Genomic DNA, 19,744 nt, shown 5'->3' with positions numbered 1-19,744 from the left:
GCTTTTTTATCAATCCTTAAAATAACCTGCTCGGGTTTTCGATTACTGCACGCATATCAGTTACACATTGAGGTGAGGGTGCTTATAGCAAATGATGGTATGAGGTAAGAAATACAATTCATGGATAATAGTGTATGAAAGTTATTTTTCAGCTTGCTGAAAGCAAACGAACGCAGATCATCGTATCAGTTGTACTCGCTGCACTCAGTTCGATCCTTTTGATCGTTCCCTATGCGTTGATATACTACATCGTGCAGTACTATCTGCAAGAGGGAGAGGGAGCCGTTGCAGAGCCTGTTGCGGGTATTGTCGAATGGGCGCTCTTTGCCATACTGCTCCACTATGTGCTGCGTGTCTCGGCGTTCGTCTTCAGCCATATCGCGGCCTTCGATCTTTTGTATCATATTCGCTCCCGCCTGGCCGGACATCTCGGCAAACTGCCTATGGGGTACTGGAACAGGAAAAATTCAGGAGCGGTTCGCAAGGTGATTCAGGAAGATGTCGAGGCGATAGAAAATTTTATCGCACATCATGTGCCTGATTTCGTATCCGGTCTTGTGCTGCCGGCGGTAACTCTGGTATTTCTCTACGTGGTTGACTGGCGGTTGGCTCTTGCCGCTACCGTCCCGTTGCCTCTCGGGTTGGGTCTGGTCTATGTTTCCATGGGAGGTTTCGGCCTCGTTGGAAAAAGATCGGAAATCATGGAGCGTTATCATACGGCTCTCGAAGAGATGCATTCCCGAACGGTCGAGTACGTTCAGGGAATGCCGGTGATCAAGGTTTTCAATCTGACGGTCGATTCGTTCAATCGCCTCAGAGATTCGGTGGCACTTTACGGTATGCTGGTGACCAGGTGGTCGAAGATCATGACGCCCTTCTGGGCGGGCTTCACCTCGATCGTTCTCGGTGGTGGCGTGTTCATCCTTCCGGTTGCTGTTTTTCTGTTGCAGCAGGGGGAAGTGGATATTCCCACGATCATTCTTTTTCTGCTTCTGGGCACAGGTTGCCTGGTCGGCCTGGTGAGCTTTGTCACCATGGCTTCCAAAGTGATGATGATTGCCGAAGGGGCAAAGAGAATTCAGGACATGCTTCAGGAGGAACCGCTTGCCGAACCCGATACTTCTGCCCGACCATCGGGCTATGATATCGAGGTGGATGATGTCTCGTTCCGATATTCTTCCGGTGCAGCGCCTGTGCTGAGAGATATTGACTTCGACGTCCCGGAGGGGAAGTTCGTGGCGCTGGTCGGTCCGAGTGGTGCCGGCAAGACTACACTGGTGCATCTTCTTGCGCGGATGTGGGATGTGTCGGACGGCGAAATACGTATAGGCGGCAAGTCTCTTGCCGAACTTGGGTCGCGGGGTGTGAACGATGCTGTTGGCATGGTGTTTCAGGATGTTCAGATGCTTACTGCGACCGTGAGGGAGAATATCTGCATGGGTCGGCAGGATGTTTCGCAAGAAGCGCTCGAGAAGGTGGCAAGAGCCGCGGCATGCCACGATTTCATCGAAGCGCTTCCCCGTGGATATGACACGGTTATCGGTGAGGGTGGAGAGGTTCATCTCTCGGGAGGGGAAAAGCAGCGTATCGCTCTGGCGAGGGTTATTCTGAAAAACCCGCCGATCGTGTTGCTCGACGAGGCGACGTCATATGCTGACGCGGAAAACGAGAGTCGTATGCAGCAGGCATTTTCTTCTTTGATGCAGGGGCGTACCGTTATCGTCATTGCGCATCGTCTGTCAACGATCATGTATGCCGACGAGATCATTGTTATGGATAAAGGTCGCATTGTTCAGCGGGGAACACACGATCAGCTTGTCTGTGATGAGCACGAGGTCTATTTCCGGATGTGGAACGCTCGCCGGAAAGCTCATGACTGGCGGTTTCAAGAAACGGAAAAAGAGATGAGAGGAGTGTGACGGATGAACACGGAGCAGGTGAAAAAATGGAGTTTGTTCAAGGAGCAGCCTCGTGCGCTCCTCAGTATTTTTGTCGGGAATTTTATCAGTAATCTTCCCCGCGGCATGTTTACCGGCGGTATCTATGTGATCATTCTTTCCCTGTCGGTTCCGCTGTTGACGGATACCAGTATTGATTTCCGCAACCTGTGGTTTTTTAATGGCTTATATGTTTTTGTGTTTCTGTCGTATTTTCTGCTTTCATTGTGGGGACAAACGAACAGTTTCGTGCAGTCATATAAAATCTCGACGGCGTTGCGCCTCAAGCTGGGTGAGAAACTGCGGAAGTTGCCTTTGGGATTTTTCAAGGCGAAGGACCCGGGCGATGTCACATCACGTATTCTTCATGATGTCACCAAGGCTGAAAACACCCTTTCTCATCAGCTTCCCGATATCGTTTCCGCGATCGTTGTGCCGTTTCTTCTTGGTGCGTTCCTCGTCGTCATCGATGTTTCTCTTTTCGGGGTAATTGTCGGGACCATAGCCGTGGCATCGGTTTTTCTCCTGGTCGCTTCACGGATAGTGTCGCATCTGGGGGAGAAGCATATCGCTTCGATTACGTCTACGTCTTCCCGGTTGCTCGAATATGCCCGTACGCTCAAGTTGCTCAAGGCATACAACATGACGGGTGAACGTTTCGATTCTCTGAAGCAGTCGATGCTGGATCTGAAGAAGCAGAGTTTTCGTGTGGAGGTGTTTACCGGAATCCCTGTTCAGGTTTTTCTCCTGATTCTCGATATGGGTTATCTTCTGATGCTTCTGACTGGAGCCTGGATGATCGCTGTAGGCGGACTCGGCGTTGTGGATTACCTTACTTATGCTATCCTTGGGTATTTTTTTTTCGCTCCTGTCAAGAATCTGGGGATCATGCTTATGGAACTGCGCTATGCGATGGTTTCCACCCGGCGTATCGAAGAGGTTTTTTCAGCTGAGGAGCTTCCGGAAGAAACAGGACGAAAGCCCCTGCATGCAGGAGGTATCGAATTCCGTGATGTTCATTTCCGCTACCTGAACGCTCCTGTTCTTCAGGGTGTAAACTGTGTTATTCCCGAGCGGCAGATGACTGCACTTGTCGGGCTTTCCGGATCTGGAAAAACCACGATGGTCAACCTGATTTCCCGTTTTTGGGATGTCGAAGAGGGAGAGATTCTTTTCGGCGGGCAGCCGATCAAAGGGTGCAATACTGCCCAGTTGCTTCGGAATATTTCTATGGTATTTCAGGACGTGTATCTGTTCAACGATACGATCGCCAACAATATCCGCATTGGGAGAGACGGGGCAACATTGGAAGATGTAAAAAATGCGGCCCGTCAGGCATGCTGTCATGACTTCATCGATGCTCTGCCAGGCGGCTATGAGACGGTACTCGCAGAAGGCGGAACTTCACTCTCTGGTGGTGAAAAGCAGAGGATCTCCATTGCCAGGGCTATACTCAAGGATGCCCCGGTTGTCATGCTCGACGAAGCGACGGCATCACTCGATCCTGAAAACGAGGCGGATATTCAGGAGGCTTTCGATAATCTTGTCAAAAGCAAAACAGTCATCGTTATCGCACATCGTTTTCAGACAATCCTCGAAGCCGATCAGATTCTCGTGCTCGATAAGGGGCGTATCGTCGAGCGAGGGCGACACGAGGAGCTTGTCAAACAAGATGGACTCTATGCCCGTCTCTGGCGTGAGCAGCAGAAGGCAAGGGGCTGGAAAATGAAGACAGATTGTGATGCCAAGGGTTTTTCGCTTATGCAGAAACCATGAAACGCGATAGAGACGTGCTTACTTGGCAACTCTTCGTTCCTTGCGAAAAGTTTTCAGGTCTTTAATGATTTTGTTTGCGTTTGATGATGTTGCGACAGGTTTTCTTTTTGTTGCTTGTTCTGTTCCGGAATTATTTTTTGTTTTTTTGTTTTGATTTTGTTAGTATTACTAACAATGGTTGATAACACGAAAAAACTCTCGCATGTCGGGTGAATGTTTATCTGTCGAGTCCCATGCATGAAAATCATGAAAGAGAAAAACGGTTTCATCGAATGAACGATGTTATTATGGACATTGCCAAGATCTATATGAGATGGCATGACGAGAAGCAGGATTTCGGTGTGGAGGATACGTTGAGGCGTGAAGAGATCCATACTATCCAGGCGATCGGTGACAATGAAGGGATTAATATAACAGAGCTTGCCGGTGTGTTCAGTGTTACCAAGCCGACCATATCGGCGAGGATCAGAAAACTTGCATCGGCGGGACTGGTTGAGAAGAGAAGCGGTTTCGGAAACAACAAGGAAGTGCTCTTGTTCCTGACGGAGAAAGGGTGGGCTGCACACACAAATCATGAAGAAAAGCATCATAAGCTCTTCGAGGTTTTCGAGCAGCATTTTGGCGATGATGCTGAATATTTTCTGGATTCCTTCATGCATGATCTGAACAGATTTTCTTTATTTCTCTCCGATGTCAAGCAGAGAAGAGAGGAGTTCTGAGTTTTTTTTGTGAATAATGTTAGGTTTACTAACAATAATATAAAACAGTTGTTGACATGATGGTTGAAAAGCTGAAAAACGCGATGATCGATTGGGCGATCAATAGAAGCAAGATCGTTGCAGTATTGATGGTTCTGGTTGTGATTGTTGCCGGGGCGTTTTTATCGAAAGTGGTCATGGATACCGATCCGGAAAACATGCTGATGAAAACCGAGCCTGCGAGGATTTTTCACAATGAAACGAAGAAAGCGTTCGAACTCAGCGAGATTGTCGTTTTGGGTGTCGTCAACGAGAAGGGTCCTGACGGTGTGTTTACCGTGGAAACGCTTGGGCGGATTCATGAATTGACAGAGTTCGCTAAAACCTTGAAATGGCGGAATCCGGACGATTCTTCCAGAATGGAAGGTGTGATCGAAGTCGACATGGTGGCTCCGTCGCTCATGGACCATATGAGTCAGGCGGGGCCGGGAACGATCTCTTTCGAGTGGCTGATGCCGGAGCCGCCGACAACCCGGGAAGAGGCGTTGTCGGTACGCGAGAAGGCATTGTCGAATCCGTTGCTTGTAGGGCAAATGGTTTCGGAGGACGCAAAGGCGCTGTGCATCTACCTGCCTTTGACGGACAAGCTGTTGAGTTATAAGGTCTATACGGCATTACAGGAGAAGATCGCCGGGCTGGAGGGTGATGAAGAGTGGCATATTACCGGTTTGCCGGTTGCTGAAGGTGCTATCGGTGTGGAGATGTTCACCCAGATGGGCCTGGGCTCGATGTTGTCGATGGCGGTTATTTTCGCATTGCTCTTTTTCTTTTTCAGGACGGTGCACATGATTGTCCTGCCGATACTCATCGCCACGGTCTCGATCATTGTTACCATGGGGGCTATGATAGCTGCAGGCTATCCGGTTCATATCCTGAGTTCTATGCTTCCGATATTCCTGATGTCGGTTTCGATGGTCGATACGGTACATATCCTTTCTGAATTTTTTGACGTATACGACAGGCGAAAGGACCGAAAGGAAAATATCAGGAAGGTTATGAGCACACTCTTCACGCCGATGCTCTATACATCATTGACCACGGCTGCGGGGTTCTGCTCGCTGGTGTTCGCCCCGATACCACCTGCACAGGTTTTCGGACTGTTTCTGAGCATCGGTGCGCTGGTATCGTGGTTGGTTACGATCCTATTCGTGCCTGCCTATATCATGTTCATCCCCGATAAAAGGCTTGAATCGTTCGGGTTGCAGGTCAGGGAAGTGGAAAAGAGAAGTTTGCTGACGCGCGGACTGAGGCGCATGGGCTTCATTTCCTGGAAGCATTCAAAATTCGTTCTGGTCTTGTTTGCGGGGCTTGTGCTGCTCGGAGTCTGGGGAATAGGGCAAATCCAAGTCAATGATAATTACGCAAAACGGTTTGTCGGGAGTCATCCTATCCGCAAGGCCGATGTCGCCCTGAATGAGCACTTCGGGGGGACGTATATGGCGAACCTTATCCTTGAGGGTAAGGTCAGCCCCGAAGTGATTGAGGAAAGAAAGCGTGCTATGGAAGAGCGCATGATAGCCCGCCTGGACGAGCTGAGCGCCCGGTTCGGTATCGGCCAGCGTGAGACGGGTGAAGTTGCACAAGAGATCAGGAGCATTGCGGCAGGCAGCGATTCGGAAAATGCCATGCTTACCGCGATAATCGATGCGTTCGATCGGAGGTTTCAGGAGTCCTTGCTTGATGAAGAGTCCGATTTTCTGCAAGCTCTCATTGATTCGGCATACCGTCTGGAAGAGGAGCTGCGAGTTTTCAAAAGACCGGATGTTCTGCAATACGTAGCAAAGCTTCAGAAGTTTCTCGAGTCCGGTGATCTGATCGGAAAAAGCTCATCGGTTGCCGATGTGGTTAAAAAAGTGAACCAGGAACTGACGGACGGCGAACCGGAAAATTTTGTGATTCCCGAGAGCCTCCAGGGGGTTGCCGAATGCTACATGCAGTACCAGCAGGGGCACCGGCCTCATGATCTCTGGCATATGGTGACACCTGATTTTCAGCGCGCCAATGTGGCAGTGCAGTTCAGGACCGGTGACAGCAGGGGGACAAAAGCATGTGTCGAGGCTGTCGACAGGTTTTTTGCCGAAAACGAACCTCCCGTTTCCTTGCAATACAACTGGGCAGGGCTGCACTACATCAATCTGGTCCTGGAAGAGAGGATCGTCGAAGGGTTTTTACAGTCGTTCGCGGGCAGTTTCATCATTGTTTTTCTCATCATGAGCTTTCTGTTCCGTTCGCCATTATGGGGTGCTCTATGCATGGTACCGTTGAGTATCACTCTTTTGATGATCTACGGGATCACCGGACTCATAGGAAAAGACTACGACCTGCCGGTTGCCGTGCTGAGCTCTTTGTCTCTCGGCATGGCCGTCGATTTCGCGATACACTTTCTATCCAGGAGCCGGACGTTGTATGATGAAAAAAAAACGTGGAGGTCGATACTGCCTGAGCTTTACGGGGAGCCGGCCCGGGCGATCAGCAGAAACGTCCTTGTCATCGCTGTCGGTTTTCTCCCGCTCGTGGTCGCTCCGCTTGTGCCGTACAAGACCACAGGGGTCATGTTGTTCGGGATCCTGACGATATCGGGTATTGTGACGTTGCTTTTGTTGCCGGCGATGTTACGGCTTTTCGAGAAAACATTTTTTAAAAGACACCGCTATTAATTTATTCCGCGGTTCAATTGCATCGTTAAGCGGATAGGAGAGGGTGTCGCTCATGACAATTAATAGAGGTGCACTAAAAAGGAGGAATGAAAATGAAACGTTTTTCAAAGACAGCTGTCATGGTCATCGCTCTGGTGTCCGCCGGTGTGGGGGCTGCTAGGGCTGAAGGACCGAGTGTCAGGGAGATCGTCGATCACTCGAATTACGTGTCACTCTACCAGGGTGATGACAGCAAAGGGAAGTTACAGTTTATCATCACCGACAAGCAGGGGCGAACGAGAAAAAGAGTGCTGAACATTTTGCGCAAGGATACCGGAGCCGACGGGGGGGATCAGAAATATTTCACCTGTTTCATTGCTCCTTCGGATGTGCGAAACATGACATTCATGGTTCACAAGCATGCCGATATCGGTCATGACGATGATCGCTGGCTCTATATGCCCGGTCTCGATCTGGTCAAAAGGATCGCCGCAAGCGACAAAAGGACCAGTTTCGTCGGTTCGGACTTTCTGTATGAAGATATTTCGGGGCGTAGTCCCGAGGAGGACGACCATGAGCTTGTCGAAACAACGGACAGGTTCTATGTGATAAAAAACACGCCTAAAAAAGGGGGAGTCGAATTCGACTATTATCTGGCCTCTATCGATAAAGAGACCGGGATAGCCATGAAGCTGGAATATTACAAGAAGAACGATGTCCTGTACAGGGATATCGTTGTCAAGGAGGTGCAAAATGTTCCTGCCGGCGATAACATGTATCCGACCGTGACCAGATCCGTCGCACGGGATTACGAGAAGGGAAGCAGTACGGAAATGATCTTTTCAGGTATTGTCTACGATACGGGAATACGTGACAACGTATTTACGGAACGGTATCTCAGAAAACCTTCGAGAGACGTATTACGATGAAACCTTGTACAACACTTGCCGGTATGCTGTTCTTCTGTGCAATGGCGATCACATCCTTTACAGCTGCTGCACAGGATGCACCGGAGCTGGAAATGAACGGATTCGTGGAAGTACTCGGCGGGCTTCGTTTGAGGGATGATCCTTACGAACAGGATGCCTCGGTGATGGAGCAGCGTTTGCAGATCGAGTGCCGGGGATACGCGGATGCATTCGACGTGCAGTACAGGGGGGATGTCTATGCTGACTGGGTACTCGAGGAGGTGAAGTATGATACACGTGAACTGTGGTTTTTTGCCAGGCCTACAGAGTATATGGATGTCAAGATCGGCCGCCAGATACTGACATGGGGTACCGGAGACCTGGTTTTTTTGAATGACCTTTTTCCCAAGGACTGGCAATCGTTTTTCATCGGCCGAGATCCGGAATATTTAAAAGCGCCGTCAGATGCCGTGAAGCTGGGATTTTTTTCCGACATCGTCAACGTCGATCTGGTCTATACTCCCCAATTCGATCCAGACAGATACATAACGGGTGAATATATCTCTCATTGGTCTCCTCTGTCGGGAAGCATAGCGGGGGATAAGGCTGCCGTGGCTGTCCATACTCCCGATACGTGGTTTGATGATCATGAAATAGCGATTCGAGTCCATAAAAACGTGAACAATTATGAATACGCGCTCTATGGCTACCGGGGATTCTGGAAAACACCGGATTATGACGCACTGTTCCGTGAGAAGAACCATCACAGATTGCATGTCTACGGTGGCAGTGTTCGGGGGAGCGTCTTTAGCGGAATCGGGAATCTGGAATTTGCGTATTACCGGTCTTTGAATGATAGCGAGGGATCCGATCCATCGGTGAGTAACTCCGAAATTCGCGGCCTTATAGGCTATACGCAGGATATAGCGAAGGATTGTAATCTCAGTGTCCAGTATTTTCTGGAAGCGATGCTTGACTATGACGAGTATGAGGAGACTGCAGGTAAGACGAAAAAGGACGAGTATCGTCATGTATTGACAATACAGGCGACGAAGCTGCTCTTGAACCAGACAATTGAATTGTCGGTTCCGGTCTATTATTCCCCAAGTGACAATGACGGCTATCTCAGGCCGAGAATCACGTATGACTATACGGATGACGCGAGTTTTGTCATTGGAGGAAATCTGTTTTTCGGTGATGATTCCTCAACATTTTTCGGTCAGTTGAAGAACAATACAAATGTATATACGGCATTTCGTTTAACCTTTTAAGGGACACCTCTATGTATTTATTCCGCGTTCCAATTGCTTCGTTGTCCCGACGAGTCGGGATCGAAATCCTCATCCCGACCTGTCGGGACTCCGGTTTCGAAGTTTATCCCGATTCAATCGGGACACCGTTCGCCTTGCATCCCGATGCAATCGGGACTCATGACAATACATAGGGGTGCCCTAAAAATGGAGAGGGGGTGAGGTGGGAGAAAAGGAATCAGTCGGCAGTTGGCAAAGTGTAGGGGCAGCCCCCTGTGGCTGCCCGAACTGGCGGCGGTTTCGATACCGATTTCGACGGTGAACCCCGGAAGTAATAAGTAACTAATAACAAAAATGGAGAAAGATATGAACATGCAAAAACCAGAACATGATTTTTCCGGTATCGAAAGTGTCCTTATCGACGGTATCGCTTCGCGACTGTTTATGGAGTCTGTTCGTGTAAAACTTTTCGATATCATGGAATCCCCTGTCACGCCGGATCAGATTTCTCGGCACGTTCCTCTCGACGGGCCAATTTTGCAGGCATTACTCGATTTTCTGAAAGCGAGGAAGCTGGTTGTCAACAGTGACGGCTGCTATGTCAACTCTTCACAGGCGGCAGAGTTTCTCGTGTCAAGTTCGCCTTTTTATCAGGGAAATATTCTCGAAATGCAGGAGCAGATAGGGGATTCAGCCTGTTCCGCAATGCGCGCTTTTTTACGTGATCGACCGGTGAGAAATCATGAAGGCGATTATGGGAAAAAAATGTCAAGCACCGGTAACATGAATTTTCTGCTGGGGCCGGCTCAGTTTGCGATGCGAGGTACATTACAGGATGCAGTCGCTTTCATCGTGGACTTGCCGCAGTTCATGTCGGCTAAAAAAATGTGTGATATAGGCGGTAATCATGGTCATTATACAACGGCGTTGCTTGACAGGAATCCTTCATTATCCGCTGTGATCGCCGACATACCTAAAATCACGAGTTTGATTGAACCAGGTTTTCAAAATTCCGATTATCGCGACAGGATTTCTGTACTGCCTTTTGATTTACGTCGGGATATGTTGCCGGAACAGGCCTATGATTTGGTACTGTCATCATTCGTACTGCACATTTTTGTCGAAAATTTTCATGAGACAATCAAAAAAATCGCAGGTGCATTAAAAAGCGGCGGTGTTTTCGTGACTCAAAATATGGATCCAGGAACACAATATGGTCGCCAGAAAGAGAAAACCGTTAGAGAAGTAACGACAAAAATGTTAGGGTATCCGACGCATTTTCTGAACCAGGAGCTGCTTGAAGATGCTTTGCGTGAAGCGGGATTCGCGGATTACAGGGTGCAAAGAACAGGTTCCGACAAATCGAGCTATATACTCGCCGCTGTAAAACAGTGACTTTGCAATTGGTTTTTCGAGATGCTTTTATTTAGATTTAGTATAGATAATTGTGGTGAGTGAATTTGAATACATGTGCGTCAGTAAGCTTCGGATCCGTAAAAAGCTTATGACGCACAGTATGACATGCCATCGAGCGATTCGATTGTTTTTTTGCCTCCGGTTGTATCGAGCCGTGATGAATAAAGTGTAAAGAATGGTATGAATGGTTTTCAATGAAAATGCTTCGTTCTGGGCAAAGAGTGCCCGGGACTTCGACAAACAGACCAGTCAAGACAGAAGTGCTTTGGTCGATAGAATCTGCAGTGATATAGGCCAGGTTAATCGTGTTCTTGATGTCGGTGCCGGTACCGGTGTTGTGTCACGAGCGTTGGCACGGCAAGTCAGTCAAGTCGATGCAGTGGATCTGGAACCGGAAATGATCGCTGTGGCACGGCAAAACGCTGTGGTGTCGGGTTTGCGAAACATAACGTTTCATACTCGAAGTGCATATGAACTTTGTTTTTCCCCCAGGACGTTCGATGCGGTCGTTATTCTGAACTCCCTGCATGTCATGAAAACACCAGAGGTTGCGTTGAGAGAGGTTCATCGTGTAATCAAGCCATCAGGATTGCTTGTCGTGCCGACGTATTGTCATGCGGAAACTGAGGAGAACCTGAAACATTATCAGCAGTGGGCTTCCAAGTCAGGGCATAGATCTTTCCATGTATTCACATGTGGTGATTTGTGTGCATTGATTACCCGTTGCGGTTTTGAGGTGAAGGAAAAAGATGTTGTTGAAATTCGTTATGAACAGCAGGCCCGGGGAATGATCCTGGGATATGTTGTTGCGAGTCCAGTGTTCCGGCAGTGAACATTTTGTAGATGGTTGTTGGCTTATATATTTTGTTCTATGTTTGTGAGTACGAGATTTTTTTTGTATTTACACAGTCATAATACTGTTCTTTCTTTTGTGGTTGGTGCCGGTTTAAAAGCCGGAGAATAGGGAAGTACGTGAGATTCGTACACTGTACCCGCAACTGTAATGACGGAAAGCTTCCGTGAACTGCTTCATGGCTCCATGTTGCAGTATCGGAGGTATGTACGGTCACTGTGTTATGTTGATTTCCGCCTGGAAATCCACGGGAAGGCCATGTACATGATGCATTTCGTTATAAAGTCAGGAGACCTGCCAGTGCCACACTACCGGTTTATGAACTACGGGTTATAGTTTCGGTAACGTTTCAGTGTAATTTTCAAAAAATGTTGTTGTCGTATGCAATGGGCTGTACAGCCCTGTGATTACTTTTTTTGCTCTGCCATCGGTCGGTTTTGTCCTGATGGACCTTGTCCTTGTGGTACACGGAATGTGTTGTAAGGGTTTGTCGCCAAAAGTAGGGTAATCGGTCATTACTATCTGTTTTTTATTTTTTTTATTTTTTTACTTTGTCTAAATAAAAATAAATCATAAACTGAAGCGTGTTGATCGAGTTTGGCGGTTTTTCTTCTGCAGACTCCTGTTCGCAGAAGCGTTGTGCTTGAGAGATAAGCGTTTACTGTATAACAAGATGGTTGGAAAACCTGCTGCAGGTCATGCTTGTCTCGATATACTTTTGTTGTAAAGAGTGAGGTTTTGTAAGGCCTTTTTTTTAGAGGGTTGTGTTGTAAAAAGAAGGTGCTTTTGACCGACTTTAAAGGTGTTTTTTGTTTTTGCTGTCCTAAGAATTCGGGGTTTCAAAGTGTCCGGTTTTGTTGATTTCAAAACTAGTTCATGGGTCATGTTACAGAATGAAAAACGATTTACGGGAGTGTGTCATGGAACGGTAGGTGAGATCATTCAGGGGCCGTTTCACATAAACAGGAACATATCGATCAGTGTTATTTCTCTTCATGCAAGAAAGTTCAGCTGGGTGCATTTCATGAACAGCGATTGTGACAATATAGAGCATGTTGCAAAAGAAAAACCTCGTAGCATGAAAGCAATCGATCTCTACGGAGCACTTCATAAAACCAAGCGGCCGAAAGGAGAATGGGGTTTTTATTCGGAGCTCGTTACCGGAAAAGGGATGTCGAGTTCAACAGCGGACATTGTGGCTACCATCCGTTGTCTCGACAAAATAAATGGCAGAGTCACGGATCAAAAGTCAGTATCGAAAATTTTGAAGGGGATAGAGCGGTCCGACAGCGTTTTCATAAACCGCTATGCCTTGTACCTGAGTGATATGCAGCAGACTGTCAGAACATTCAGCTCCAAGCCCCAGCTTCATTGTTATTACATAGATGAAGGTGGACGGGTCGAAACGGAGGGGACCTATGAACTGCTGTTGATGCATTATCGCAAAAAGCTGCGAGAGTATAGCAGGAACCTCGATTCAGCCATCAGCGCTTTCGATAATCGGGATTATAGGAGGCTAGCGGAGTGTGCGACACAAAGTGCGATTTTGTCACAAAACGTGCTGCCGAAAAAAAATCTGGATTCATTCCTGAATTATAAAGAACATTTCGGGGCTGACGGAATATTCGTAGCGCATACGGGAACGCTTATCGGGTATCTCTATGCACGCAATCCTTTGGAAACAATGGTGGCTGACGTCGCGGCTTTTGCCAGATCGCTCGGACACCAGATTCAATATACACAAGCGGGGTTTTGATATGTACGATCACATAGCTGACGCCATGAAAAAACCGGCGATCATAAAGCTTGAAAGCAACCTTTTCGCATTGCGGTTCGAGACAATGAAGCTGTATTCCACAATAACGGCTGTCGAGCGTCTTCTCGATGAGGGGCGCATCGATACGAAAACAACACTCATCGATAGTTCCAGCGGTTTGTACGCTTACGCTCTTGCTATGGCTTGTCACAAACATGGGTTGAAGTCCCGCATCGTTGCGTCTACCACCATCAATAAAAGCCTTGCCGCATTGCTTGAAAACCTTGGGGCGAACGTGGAAAAAATACCGGCACAAACAACCTTGAAGCTGGACCAGAAGTTCCGGGTCGAAAAGGTGCTGGATGTGATGAAGAAAGAGCGGAATCACTACTGGATGCGGCAGTACCACGATGATATTCATTATCTGGGTTATGAAGATGTTGCCAAACAGATAATACGGGAGGTGGGTACTGAAAACCTTACTGTTGTGGGTGCAGTGGGATCCGGTTGCTCGACCGGTGGGATAACCAGTTATCTACGATGTGATAACGAGGATGTCAGGCTGATTGGTATAGAGCCGTTCGGCAGTGTGACGTTTGGTAGTCAGGGCGTTCAGGATCCGGATATGCTGGTTGCCGGAATAGGTTCATCGATCGAGTTTCAGAATGTCAGGCATGAACTGTATGACGACATTCATTGGGTGTCATTTAACTACTCACGGGTTGGGGCCATACACCTTCTTAGAGATTACGCGATATTTGCGGGACTGTCGAGCGGTTGTGCTTATCTGGTTGCCAGATATGAGGCTGAGGCTGATCATCGTGGAAATTATGTGTTCATCATGCCCGATACGGGGCATCGTTACATCGATGCGGTTTTTACGGGCGATGAGGAGGTTTCGGATAGAGATTCTCTTGCTCCCACAACCATACATGGTATGAATGAAATCTCTCTTGACTGGTGCACGTTGAACTGGAGTCGCAGAACATATACAATCAAAAAATAAACGAAAAATGGCGCATATACTGATGATCGAGAGCTGGGTTGGAGGAACCGCCCGTTTATTGCCACCCATGATCAAGAAACTCGGGCATGAATACTCCTTTGTCACCAGAAATCCTTCTCACTATGGTGCACAAGAGGGGAAAGATCACCCCGTTGTTGCCGGTGCGAAAAATACTATCGTGACCGAAACGAACGACATCGATGGCTTATGTGAGGTGCTTGAAGGTATCCACAAGCGTGAGGCGTTCGATGCGGTTCTCACTATCTGTGACTATTACATCACAACGGTCACCCGCGTGGCCGAACGGCTCGAGCTTCCTCATCCGTTTCCGAAGAACAGCACGGTTGCCCGACGTAAGGACCAGGTCCGTAAGGCGCTCACGCAGCATGGGTTGGCTAATCCGGGCTTTGACGTTGTGAACTCGGTCGAAGAGGCATTGCATGCCGGAAATGACTTGGGCTACCCCTTGGTTATAAAGCCGACCGATCTTGCTTCGAGTGCTTTTGTGCGTATGGTGCATAACGGAGATGAGCTCAGAGAGTCCTGCAGGGCGATTATGGAATTCGAGACAAACTTCCGGGATCAGAAACGTGATACGGCATGTTTGATCGAGGAGTACATGAGTGGGGAAGAGGTAAGTGTGGAGGCAATTACAATCGATGGGAAGACAACGATTATAGGCGTGACGGACAAGAGTATCAGCGGGACGCCGTTTTTCATCGAAGATGGGCATATGTTTCCGGCTCAGCTCGATGACAAGCTTGCTGAAGAGGCTTGCGAATTGGCTGAATCTGCGCTGGAAGCGATCGGATTCGATAATGGAATAAGTCACACGGAAATCAAGCTTACGGAACGTGGTCCGAGAATCGTTGAAATAAATCCGCGTCCGGCAGGGAACTATATCAGTGAGCTTATCGAGCATGTTACAGGCAAAAGCCTTGTTGAAGCGTTTGTGCGCCTTGCCATTGGTGAAAAGCCGTCGATGATCCATGAGCGGAACGGTGCAGGGAGCGCGGCGATCAAGTTTTTGATGCCGGATCTAGGGGGGGTGGTGAAAAGCATTTCCGGTATTGAAACGCTGGAGAACAATGCGCATGTGACCCGGTGGCACCTGGATGCGAAAGTGGGCGGGCACGTCAACGAGCCTATAGACAACGGGTGTTACATAGGGCATCTGGTTGCCGTGGATCCGAATGGTGGCGCTGCAAGAGCGATTGCCGAGAATGCAGCGGAATCTTTGAAAATTGAAGTTTCAACAAGTGAGAAGGAGGAAGTCAATGAGTGAGGGTGTCAACTGTAGAGCTGCGACCATCCATGATCTGGTTGGGTCGGTTCTCGAGAATCAGTTCGAACGGGATCCGGGCGATGTGTGCATAAGCGGAGCTTTTCACATTAAGCAAGGGACACGGTTGACTGAAACGTCACAAAGGTACCGCAACAATTATCTGCTGTTGCGAGCGGAAACCTCTTTCGGAGCATGCTCGATCGAGGAGAATGAGCTTTCGGATGAAATTGCGCACGAATTGCCAGGGAAAAGAGTGAGCAGTTTGTTGGAAGATGAGCGGCTGCCGGTTCGGGTCGCGGCTCTTGACGCGTACTTCAACCTTGTGCATCCTCATGAAAACAATTCCAAGGCAAGGCCGTTTGCACTTCCCGGAGGTACTGCGGTTGAGCGGGCGAAGCATCGTGATGCTGCAATTACATCATTGGTGAATATAGACCCCGGTACAAGGGTGGCGTTGATTGGGGTAGTGAATCCGTTGGTTAAAGCCATAGAGAATGCCGGCGGTATCTGTATGCCTTGCGATTTCAATCTTCACGCTACCCAGGATGGCCAAGTGATCGAGCAGGATATGTATACGATCATTTATGACTGCGATATGATCATTGCTACGGGCATGACGATGTCTAATGGAAGTTTCGATACGCTTCTGCAGGCGGGCAGGGAAAGCGGTGTGCCGCTTATAGTCTATGCACAAACCGGGAGTGGCATCGCCCCCAATTTTCTCGGTAACGGGGTAGCCGCTGTCTCGGCAGAGCCGTTCCCGTTTTCCCAGTTCAGTTCTCACGAAACGACATTGTATCTGTATGTCTCCTGAGAAAGGTATCCATCAGTACTCGCCGGGTGAGCGAAAAAGTGGACTACGTGTTCTTCTGGTGTATACCTTTTTCATGGTTACCGGTTTTACGATGCTTATGCCGATGGTGGCCGTTCACTATGTGAACGACCTCGGCATGGCGGCAACGCTTGTCGGTGTAGCGTTGGCTGTGCGTCAGATAACGCAGCAGGGGCTTGCCATAGGAGGTGGGATACTCGCGGATCTCTATGGAACGAAACGGATGATAGGGCTCGGCGTTACTGTGCGTGCGATCGGATTCGCGGGTTTGGCGTTCGCCGATAGCGCATTGCCGCTGTTTATCGCCCTTACGGTTTCGGCGGTTGGCGGCGCCCTGTTCGAAGCACCCTATCAGGCTGCTATAGCGGCACTCACAACCAGTTCGGACAGGACACGATATTATTCCCTGAGCAATTGGGTGAGCGGGGTGGCCAGTACCGTCGGGCCTCTTCTTGGTGCGATACTGGTCGGCTTTGATTTCATGACGGTCTGTCTTGTCTCTTCAGCGTTGTTCTTTCTCTGTCTGGTTGTGATAACAAGACTGCCGGTTATACATACCAGCCGGGAGAGCAGTCACGTATCCGATAATATACGGCTTGTCGGCCAGGACCGCCGCTTCGCCTCTCTCATCATGTTGATGGCCGGCTACTGGGTTGTCGCTGTCCAGATGGGCATCATCATTCCTTTGCAGGCTGGTATTTCAAGTGGATCGAAAGGTGGGGCCGGTATCGCTCTGGCACTGTCGGCAGCAATAACCATTGCTTTGCAGTATCATCTGACCAGCAGGTTGTCACGGTCTTTCAGCAACCATGCCATCCTTACTGCAGGCATTGTGCTTTTATCGGCCGGTATGGGTGCCATAGCTCTTTTCCAGAGTTTTTCAGGCCTGCTGTTCTGTGTTGCGGTCATTTCGACAGGCGCGGTTCTTGTACGGCCTACCTACCAGGCGATAATCGCCGACACGGCCAATCCAAAGGCTTTGGGGACATACCTCGGGGCAAGCTCTCTCAGTCTGGGATTCGGAGGGGCTATCGGGCATATCACGGGAGGTGCACTTTTTGATGTATCGGTCGAATCCCAGGTGCCGGGACTTCCATGGGTAACCTTTGCTGTTATCGGACTGACTACGGCCATAGCATTGCATTACTGGGTTCGGCGTGCGGGAGTTACGACTACAGCTTTTTCAGATTGTAAATAACAACAGGAGTAAAACGTGCTTAAAGCCAACGGTGTGACAAAAAACTTCAATTCCCATATTGCTTTGAACAATGTATCTCTTTCGGTAACCGGGGGTCAGATTTATTGTTTGTTAGGAGCTAACGGTGCCGGGAAGACAACCCTTATCAATCACTTTTTGGGCTTTCTGAAGCCAACTTCGGGAGAGGTGCTGGTCAATGGTAAAAACGTGATGAACTATCCTCTCGAAACCAAAAGGGATATTGCTTACATCCCTGAGAACGTCATGCTTTACGGTGTGTTGACGGGATTGGAGAATCTCGAATATTTTTCAGCGCTGGCAACAGGCCGGAAAAAGCCAAAAGACCTGTTGATGAAGTTGCTTACGGATGTCGGGTTGCGCCCGGAAGACGCAGTGCGCAGGGTTTCTACGTATTCGAAAGGAATGAGGCAGAAGGTCGGTATTGCGATTGCCATGGCCAAGAATGCAAAAGCCCTTCTTCTCGATGAGCCTACTTCAGGACTCGATCCGAAAGCAGCCAATGAGTTTTCTCTTCTCTTGAAAAAAGCGGCTGAAAATGGAGTGGCGGTTTTTACGACTACCCACGATCTGTTTCACGCAAAAGAAACGGGTAATCGAATAGGGATTATGCGCAGCGGGAGTATGCTTGCCGAGTTCAGCAGCGATGATGTGAGCCATACCGACATGGAGACAATTTATCTTAAAAATATGAGGGATTGAGTATGACATGGCTTATCGTTTCCCGGGAGATACGGGAGTTTTATCGTGACGGCCGGTTTCTGTTTGGTGCAGGGCTGATCGTTGTGCTTTTTGTTACTGCATTTCTTGTCGGTTTCGAGCAGCGGAAAAATGTTTTTTCAGAGCGGGAAGTGGCTCAGCAGCTTGATTATGACGACTGGATCAATCAGCCGGAGCGCCATCCGCATGATGCAGCGCACCAGGGAATGCATGTGTTCAAGCCAATTCCGCCACTTTCGTTCGTCGATCCTGGTATTACCAACTATGTGGGATCAACCCAATGGCTGCAGGCTCATCGCCAGACAGAAGTGAAGTTTCGCCCTGCCCAGGATGCGACCGGGCTTCAACGGTTTGGAAGTTTGACCCCCGCATGGATTATTCAGATGCTCGGTCCCCTGTTGATTATAATTCTGGGCTTCAACAGTTTTTCAGGTGAACGCGAACAAGGTACGCTTCGGCAGTTGATCAGCTTGGGGGTTCCTTCATGGAAGCTGCTGGTGGGCAAAGCCTTTGCACTCTTTCTTGGTGCTCTTCTATTATTGGCACCTCTGCTGATGTTAGCGTTCTGGATTGCTTTCGGCGATGTGCAAGCAGGTGATCGCTATGATGTTTTGATCCGGTTGGGATTGCTTGTTTTAGGCTACCTGGTGTATCTCGGGATATTCATTTTCATGGTTCTTACAGTCTCCGTGCTTACTCCTGCATCGAGAATTTCACTGGTCGTGTTATTGGCTGTCTGGATTGCCGGGACCATTCTTGCCCCCAGGGTGTTGGTCGATGTAGCCCGAACGGTCTATCCTACGCCGAATCAAGTGGAATTCAATGCACAGTTGAACCAGGAACTGCGAAAAGAATATACGGAAGCGTGGAAAGAGCATTTCGGTGTCGAAGATCGCTGGGGAACCGACGTGCCTTTGAGCCGCTGGGGCGAAGCGCTTCAGGTTGATGACCAAGCAGGGTATAATGCTATTGACCGTCATTTTGGAGCATTGTGGAACCGATATGATGATCAACAGAGACTACAGGAGTTTTTCGGATTTGTCTTTCCGATGCTGTCGGTTCGTTCGTATTCCATGGCAATAACCGCTACTGATTTTTCGCATCATCGGGATTTTGCTGTTTCTGCGGAACAGCATCGGCGTCTGATGCAAAATCTTATCAGCAGTGAACTTGTCGAGCATGCAGATGGCCAGGGTGAGCATCATTTCGACTACAAGGTAAGTAAGGAGTTTTGGTCCAGAATTCCGCCATTCGAGTATGCTGCGCCCTCCGTGTTGTTTGCACTGCAGAGGTCGCTGAACAGCTTTGCCATCATGTGTGCAACACTTCTTTTTTCCTTTGTTTTCGCTCTCTTGTCCTCGAGAAAACTTGTATGAAATACGTTTCACAGTCTGA

General features: G+C 48.8%; 15 protein-coding genes and 1 riboswitch. All 15 genes read left to right on the top strand.

What is annotated here, in order from left to right:
* The first annotated feature begins 134 nt into the window (after positions 1-134).
* The 15 genes from CR164_RS12380 to CR164_RS12310 all read left to right on the top strand — a co-directional run bounded on the left by CR164_RS12380 (position 135) and on the right by CR164_RS12310 (position 19,725).
* Positions 135-1,919: an ABC transporter ATP-binding protein gene (locus tag CR164_RS12380; RefSeq protein ID WP_110024311.1), complete on the top strand. Its 1,785-nt coding sequence runs from the start codon at positions 135-137 to the stop codon at positions 1,917-1,919.
* A gap of 3 nt (positions 1,920-1,922) precedes the next feature.
* Positions 1,923-3,713 (top strand): ABC transporter ATP-binding protein, encoded by a 1,791-nt coding sequence (locus CR164_RS12375; RefSeq protein WP_110024310.1) that lies wholly within the window; start codon positions 1,923-1,925, stop codon positions 3,711-3,713.
* A 272-nt stretch (positions 3,714-3,985) separates the two neighbouring features.
* Positions 3,986-4,432 carry a MarR family winged helix-turn-helix transcriptional regulator gene (locus tag CR164_RS12370; RefSeq protein ID WP_161953532.1) on the top strand — a complete coding sequence of 149 codons (447 nt, stop codon included), beginning with the start codon at positions 3,986-3,988 and terminating at the stop codon, positions 4,430-4,432.
* A 56-nt stretch (positions 4,433-4,488) separates the two neighbouring features.
* Positions 4,489-7,128: an efflux RND transporter permease subunit gene (locus tag CR164_RS12365; protein ID WP_204901815.1), complete on the top strand. Its 2,640-nt coding sequence runs from the start codon at positions 4,489-4,491 to the stop codon at positions 7,126-7,128.
* A gap of 92 nt (positions 7,129-7,220) precedes the next feature.
* On the top strand, positions 7,221-8,036 hold the full coding sequence (locus tag CR164_RS12360) for an outer membrane lipoprotein-sorting protein (RefSeq protein WP_204901814.1): 816 nt from the start codon (positions 7,221-7,223) through the stop codon (positions 8,034-8,036).
* Positions 8,033-9,286 (top strand): hypothetical protein, encoded by a 1,254-nt coding sequence (locus tag CR164_RS12355; protein WP_110024307.1) that lies wholly within the window; start codon positions 8,033-8,035, stop codon positions 9,284-9,286. Before CR164_RS12360 ends, CR164_RS12355 begins: the two co-directional genes overlap by 4 nt.
* A 351-nt stretch (positions 9,287-9,637) precedes the next feature.
* Complete coding sequence (locus CR164_RS12350) at positions 9,638-10,660, top strand: class I SAM-dependent methyltransferase (protein ID WP_161953531.1); 1,023 nt, start codon at positions 9,638-9,640, stop codon at positions 10,658-10,660.
* Between the two features lie 205 nt (positions 10,661-10,865).
* Positions 10,866-11,513: a class I SAM-dependent methyltransferase gene (locus CR164_RS12345; protein ID WP_110024305.1), complete on the top strand. Its 648-nt coding sequence runs from the start codon at positions 10,866-10,868 to the stop codon at positions 11,511-11,513.
* 89 nt (positions 11,514-11,602) lie between these two features.
* Positions 11,603-11,850: riboswitch (cobalamin riboswitch) on the top strand.
* Between the two features lie 567 nt (positions 11,851-12,417).
* On the top strand, positions 12,418-13,290 hold the full coding sequence (locus CR164_RS12340) for a GHMP family kinase ATP-binding protein (RefSeq protein ID WP_146204173.1): 873 nt from the start codon (positions 12,418-12,420) through the stop codon (positions 13,288-13,290).
* 1 nt (position 13,291) lies between these two features.
* On the top strand, positions 13,292-14,296 hold the full coding sequence (locus tag CR164_RS12335) for a pyridoxal-phosphate dependent enzyme (RefSeq protein ID WP_110024303.1): 1,005 nt from the start codon (positions 13,292-13,294) through the stop codon (positions 14,294-14,296).
* A 7-nt stretch (positions 14,297-14,303) separates the two neighbouring features.
* Positions 14,304-15,581 (top strand): ATP-grasp domain-containing protein, encoded by a 1,278-nt coding sequence (locus tag CR164_RS12330; protein WP_110024302.1) that lies wholly within the window; start codon positions 14,304-14,306, stop codon positions 15,579-15,581.
* Positions 15,574-16,395, top strand: a complete 822-nt coding sequence (locus CR164_RS12325; RefSeq protein ID WP_110024301.1) for a Rossmann-like domain-containing protein — start codon at positions 15,574-15,576, stop codon at positions 16,393-16,395. The genes CR164_RS12330 and CR164_RS12325 overlap by 8 nt, the downstream gene beginning before the upstream one ends.
* Positions 16,385-17,611: an MFS transporter gene (locus CR164_RS12320; RefSeq protein WP_110024300.1), complete on the top strand. Its 1,227-nt coding sequence runs from the start codon at positions 16,385-16,387 to the stop codon at positions 17,609-17,611. Before CR164_RS12325 ends, CR164_RS12320 begins: the two co-directional genes overlap by 11 nt.
* A 15-nt stretch (positions 17,612-17,626) precedes the next feature.
* Positions 17,627-18,331 (top strand): ABC transporter ATP-binding protein, encoded by a 705-nt coding sequence (locus CR164_RS12315; RefSeq protein ID WP_110024299.1) that lies wholly within the window; start codon positions 17,627-17,629, stop codon positions 18,329-18,331.
* 2 nt (positions 18,332-18,333) lie between these two features.
* Positions 18,334-19,725: an ABC transporter permease subunit gene (locus CR164_RS12310; RefSeq protein ID WP_110024298.1), complete on the top strand. Its 1,392-nt coding sequence runs from the start codon at positions 18,334-18,336 to the stop codon at positions 19,723-19,725.
* The last annotated feature ends 19 nt before the right edge of the window (positions 19,726-19,744 follow it).

The sequence above is a fragment of the Prosthecochloris marina genome, assembly GCF_003182595.1.
Lineage (GTDB): Bacteria > Bacteroidota > Chlorobiia > Chlorobiales > Chlorobiaceae > Prosthecochloris > Prosthecochloris marina.
Note: the sequence above shows the minus strand (reverse complement) of the source record. Positions and strands in the feature narration are given on the sequence as shown.

Bases quoted from the DNA above. Each gene is read 5' to 3' on its own strand.
- CR164_RS12330 (WP_110024302.1), top strand. From the start codon at position 14,304: ATGGCGCATATACTGATGATCGAGAGCTGGGTTGGAGGAACCGCCCGT.
- CR164_RS12380 (WP_110024311.1), top strand. From the start codon at position 135: ATGAAAGTTATTTTTCAGCTTGCTGAAAGCAAACGAACGCAGATCATC.
- CR164_RS12320 (WP_110024300.1), top strand. From the start codon at position 16,385: ATGTCTCCTGAGAAAGGTATCCATCAGTACTCGCCGGGTGAGCGAAAA.
- CR164_RS12355 (WP_110024307.1), top strand. From the start codon at position 8,033: ATGAAACCTTGTACAACACTTGCCGGTATGCTGTTCTTCTGTGCAATG.
- CR164_RS12310 (WP_110024298.1), top strand. From the start codon at position 18,334: ATGACATGGCTTATCGTTTCCCGGGAGATACGGGAGTTTTATCGTGAC.
- CR164_RS12365 (WP_204901815.1), top strand. From the start codon at position 4,489: ATGATGGTTGAAAAGCTGAAAAACGCGATGATCGATTGGGCGATCAAT.
- CR164_RS12350 (WP_161953531.1), top strand. From the start codon at position 9,638: ATGCAAAAACCAGAACATGATTTTTCCGGTATCGAAAGTGTCCTTATC.
- CR164_RS12340 (WP_146204173.1), top strand. From the start codon at position 12,418: ATGTTACAGAATGAAAAACGATTTACGGGAGTGTGTCATGGAACGGTA.
- CR164_RS12325 (WP_110024301.1), top strand. From the start codon at position 15,574: ATGAGTGAGGGTGTCAACTGTAGAGCTGCGACCATCCATGATCTGGTT.
- CR164_RS12360 (WP_204901814.1), top strand. From the start codon at position 7,221: ATGAAACGTTTTTCAAAGACAGCTGTCATGGTCATCGCTCTGGTGTCC.
- CR164_RS12375 (WP_110024310.1), top strand. From the start codon at position 1,923: ATGAACACGGAGCAGGTGAAAAAATGGAGTTTGTTCAAGGAGCAGCCT.
- CR164_RS12370 (WP_161953532.1), top strand. From the start codon at position 3,986: ATGAACGATGTTATTATGGACATTGCCAAGATCTATATGAGATGGCAT.
- CR164_RS12345 (WP_110024305.1), top strand. From the start codon at position 10,866: ATGGTTTTCAATGAAAATGCTTCGTTCTGGGCAAAGAGTGCCCGGGAC.
- CR164_RS12335 (WP_110024303.1), top strand. From the start codon at position 13,292: ATGTACGATCACATAGCTGACGCCATGAAAAAACCGGCGATCATAAAG.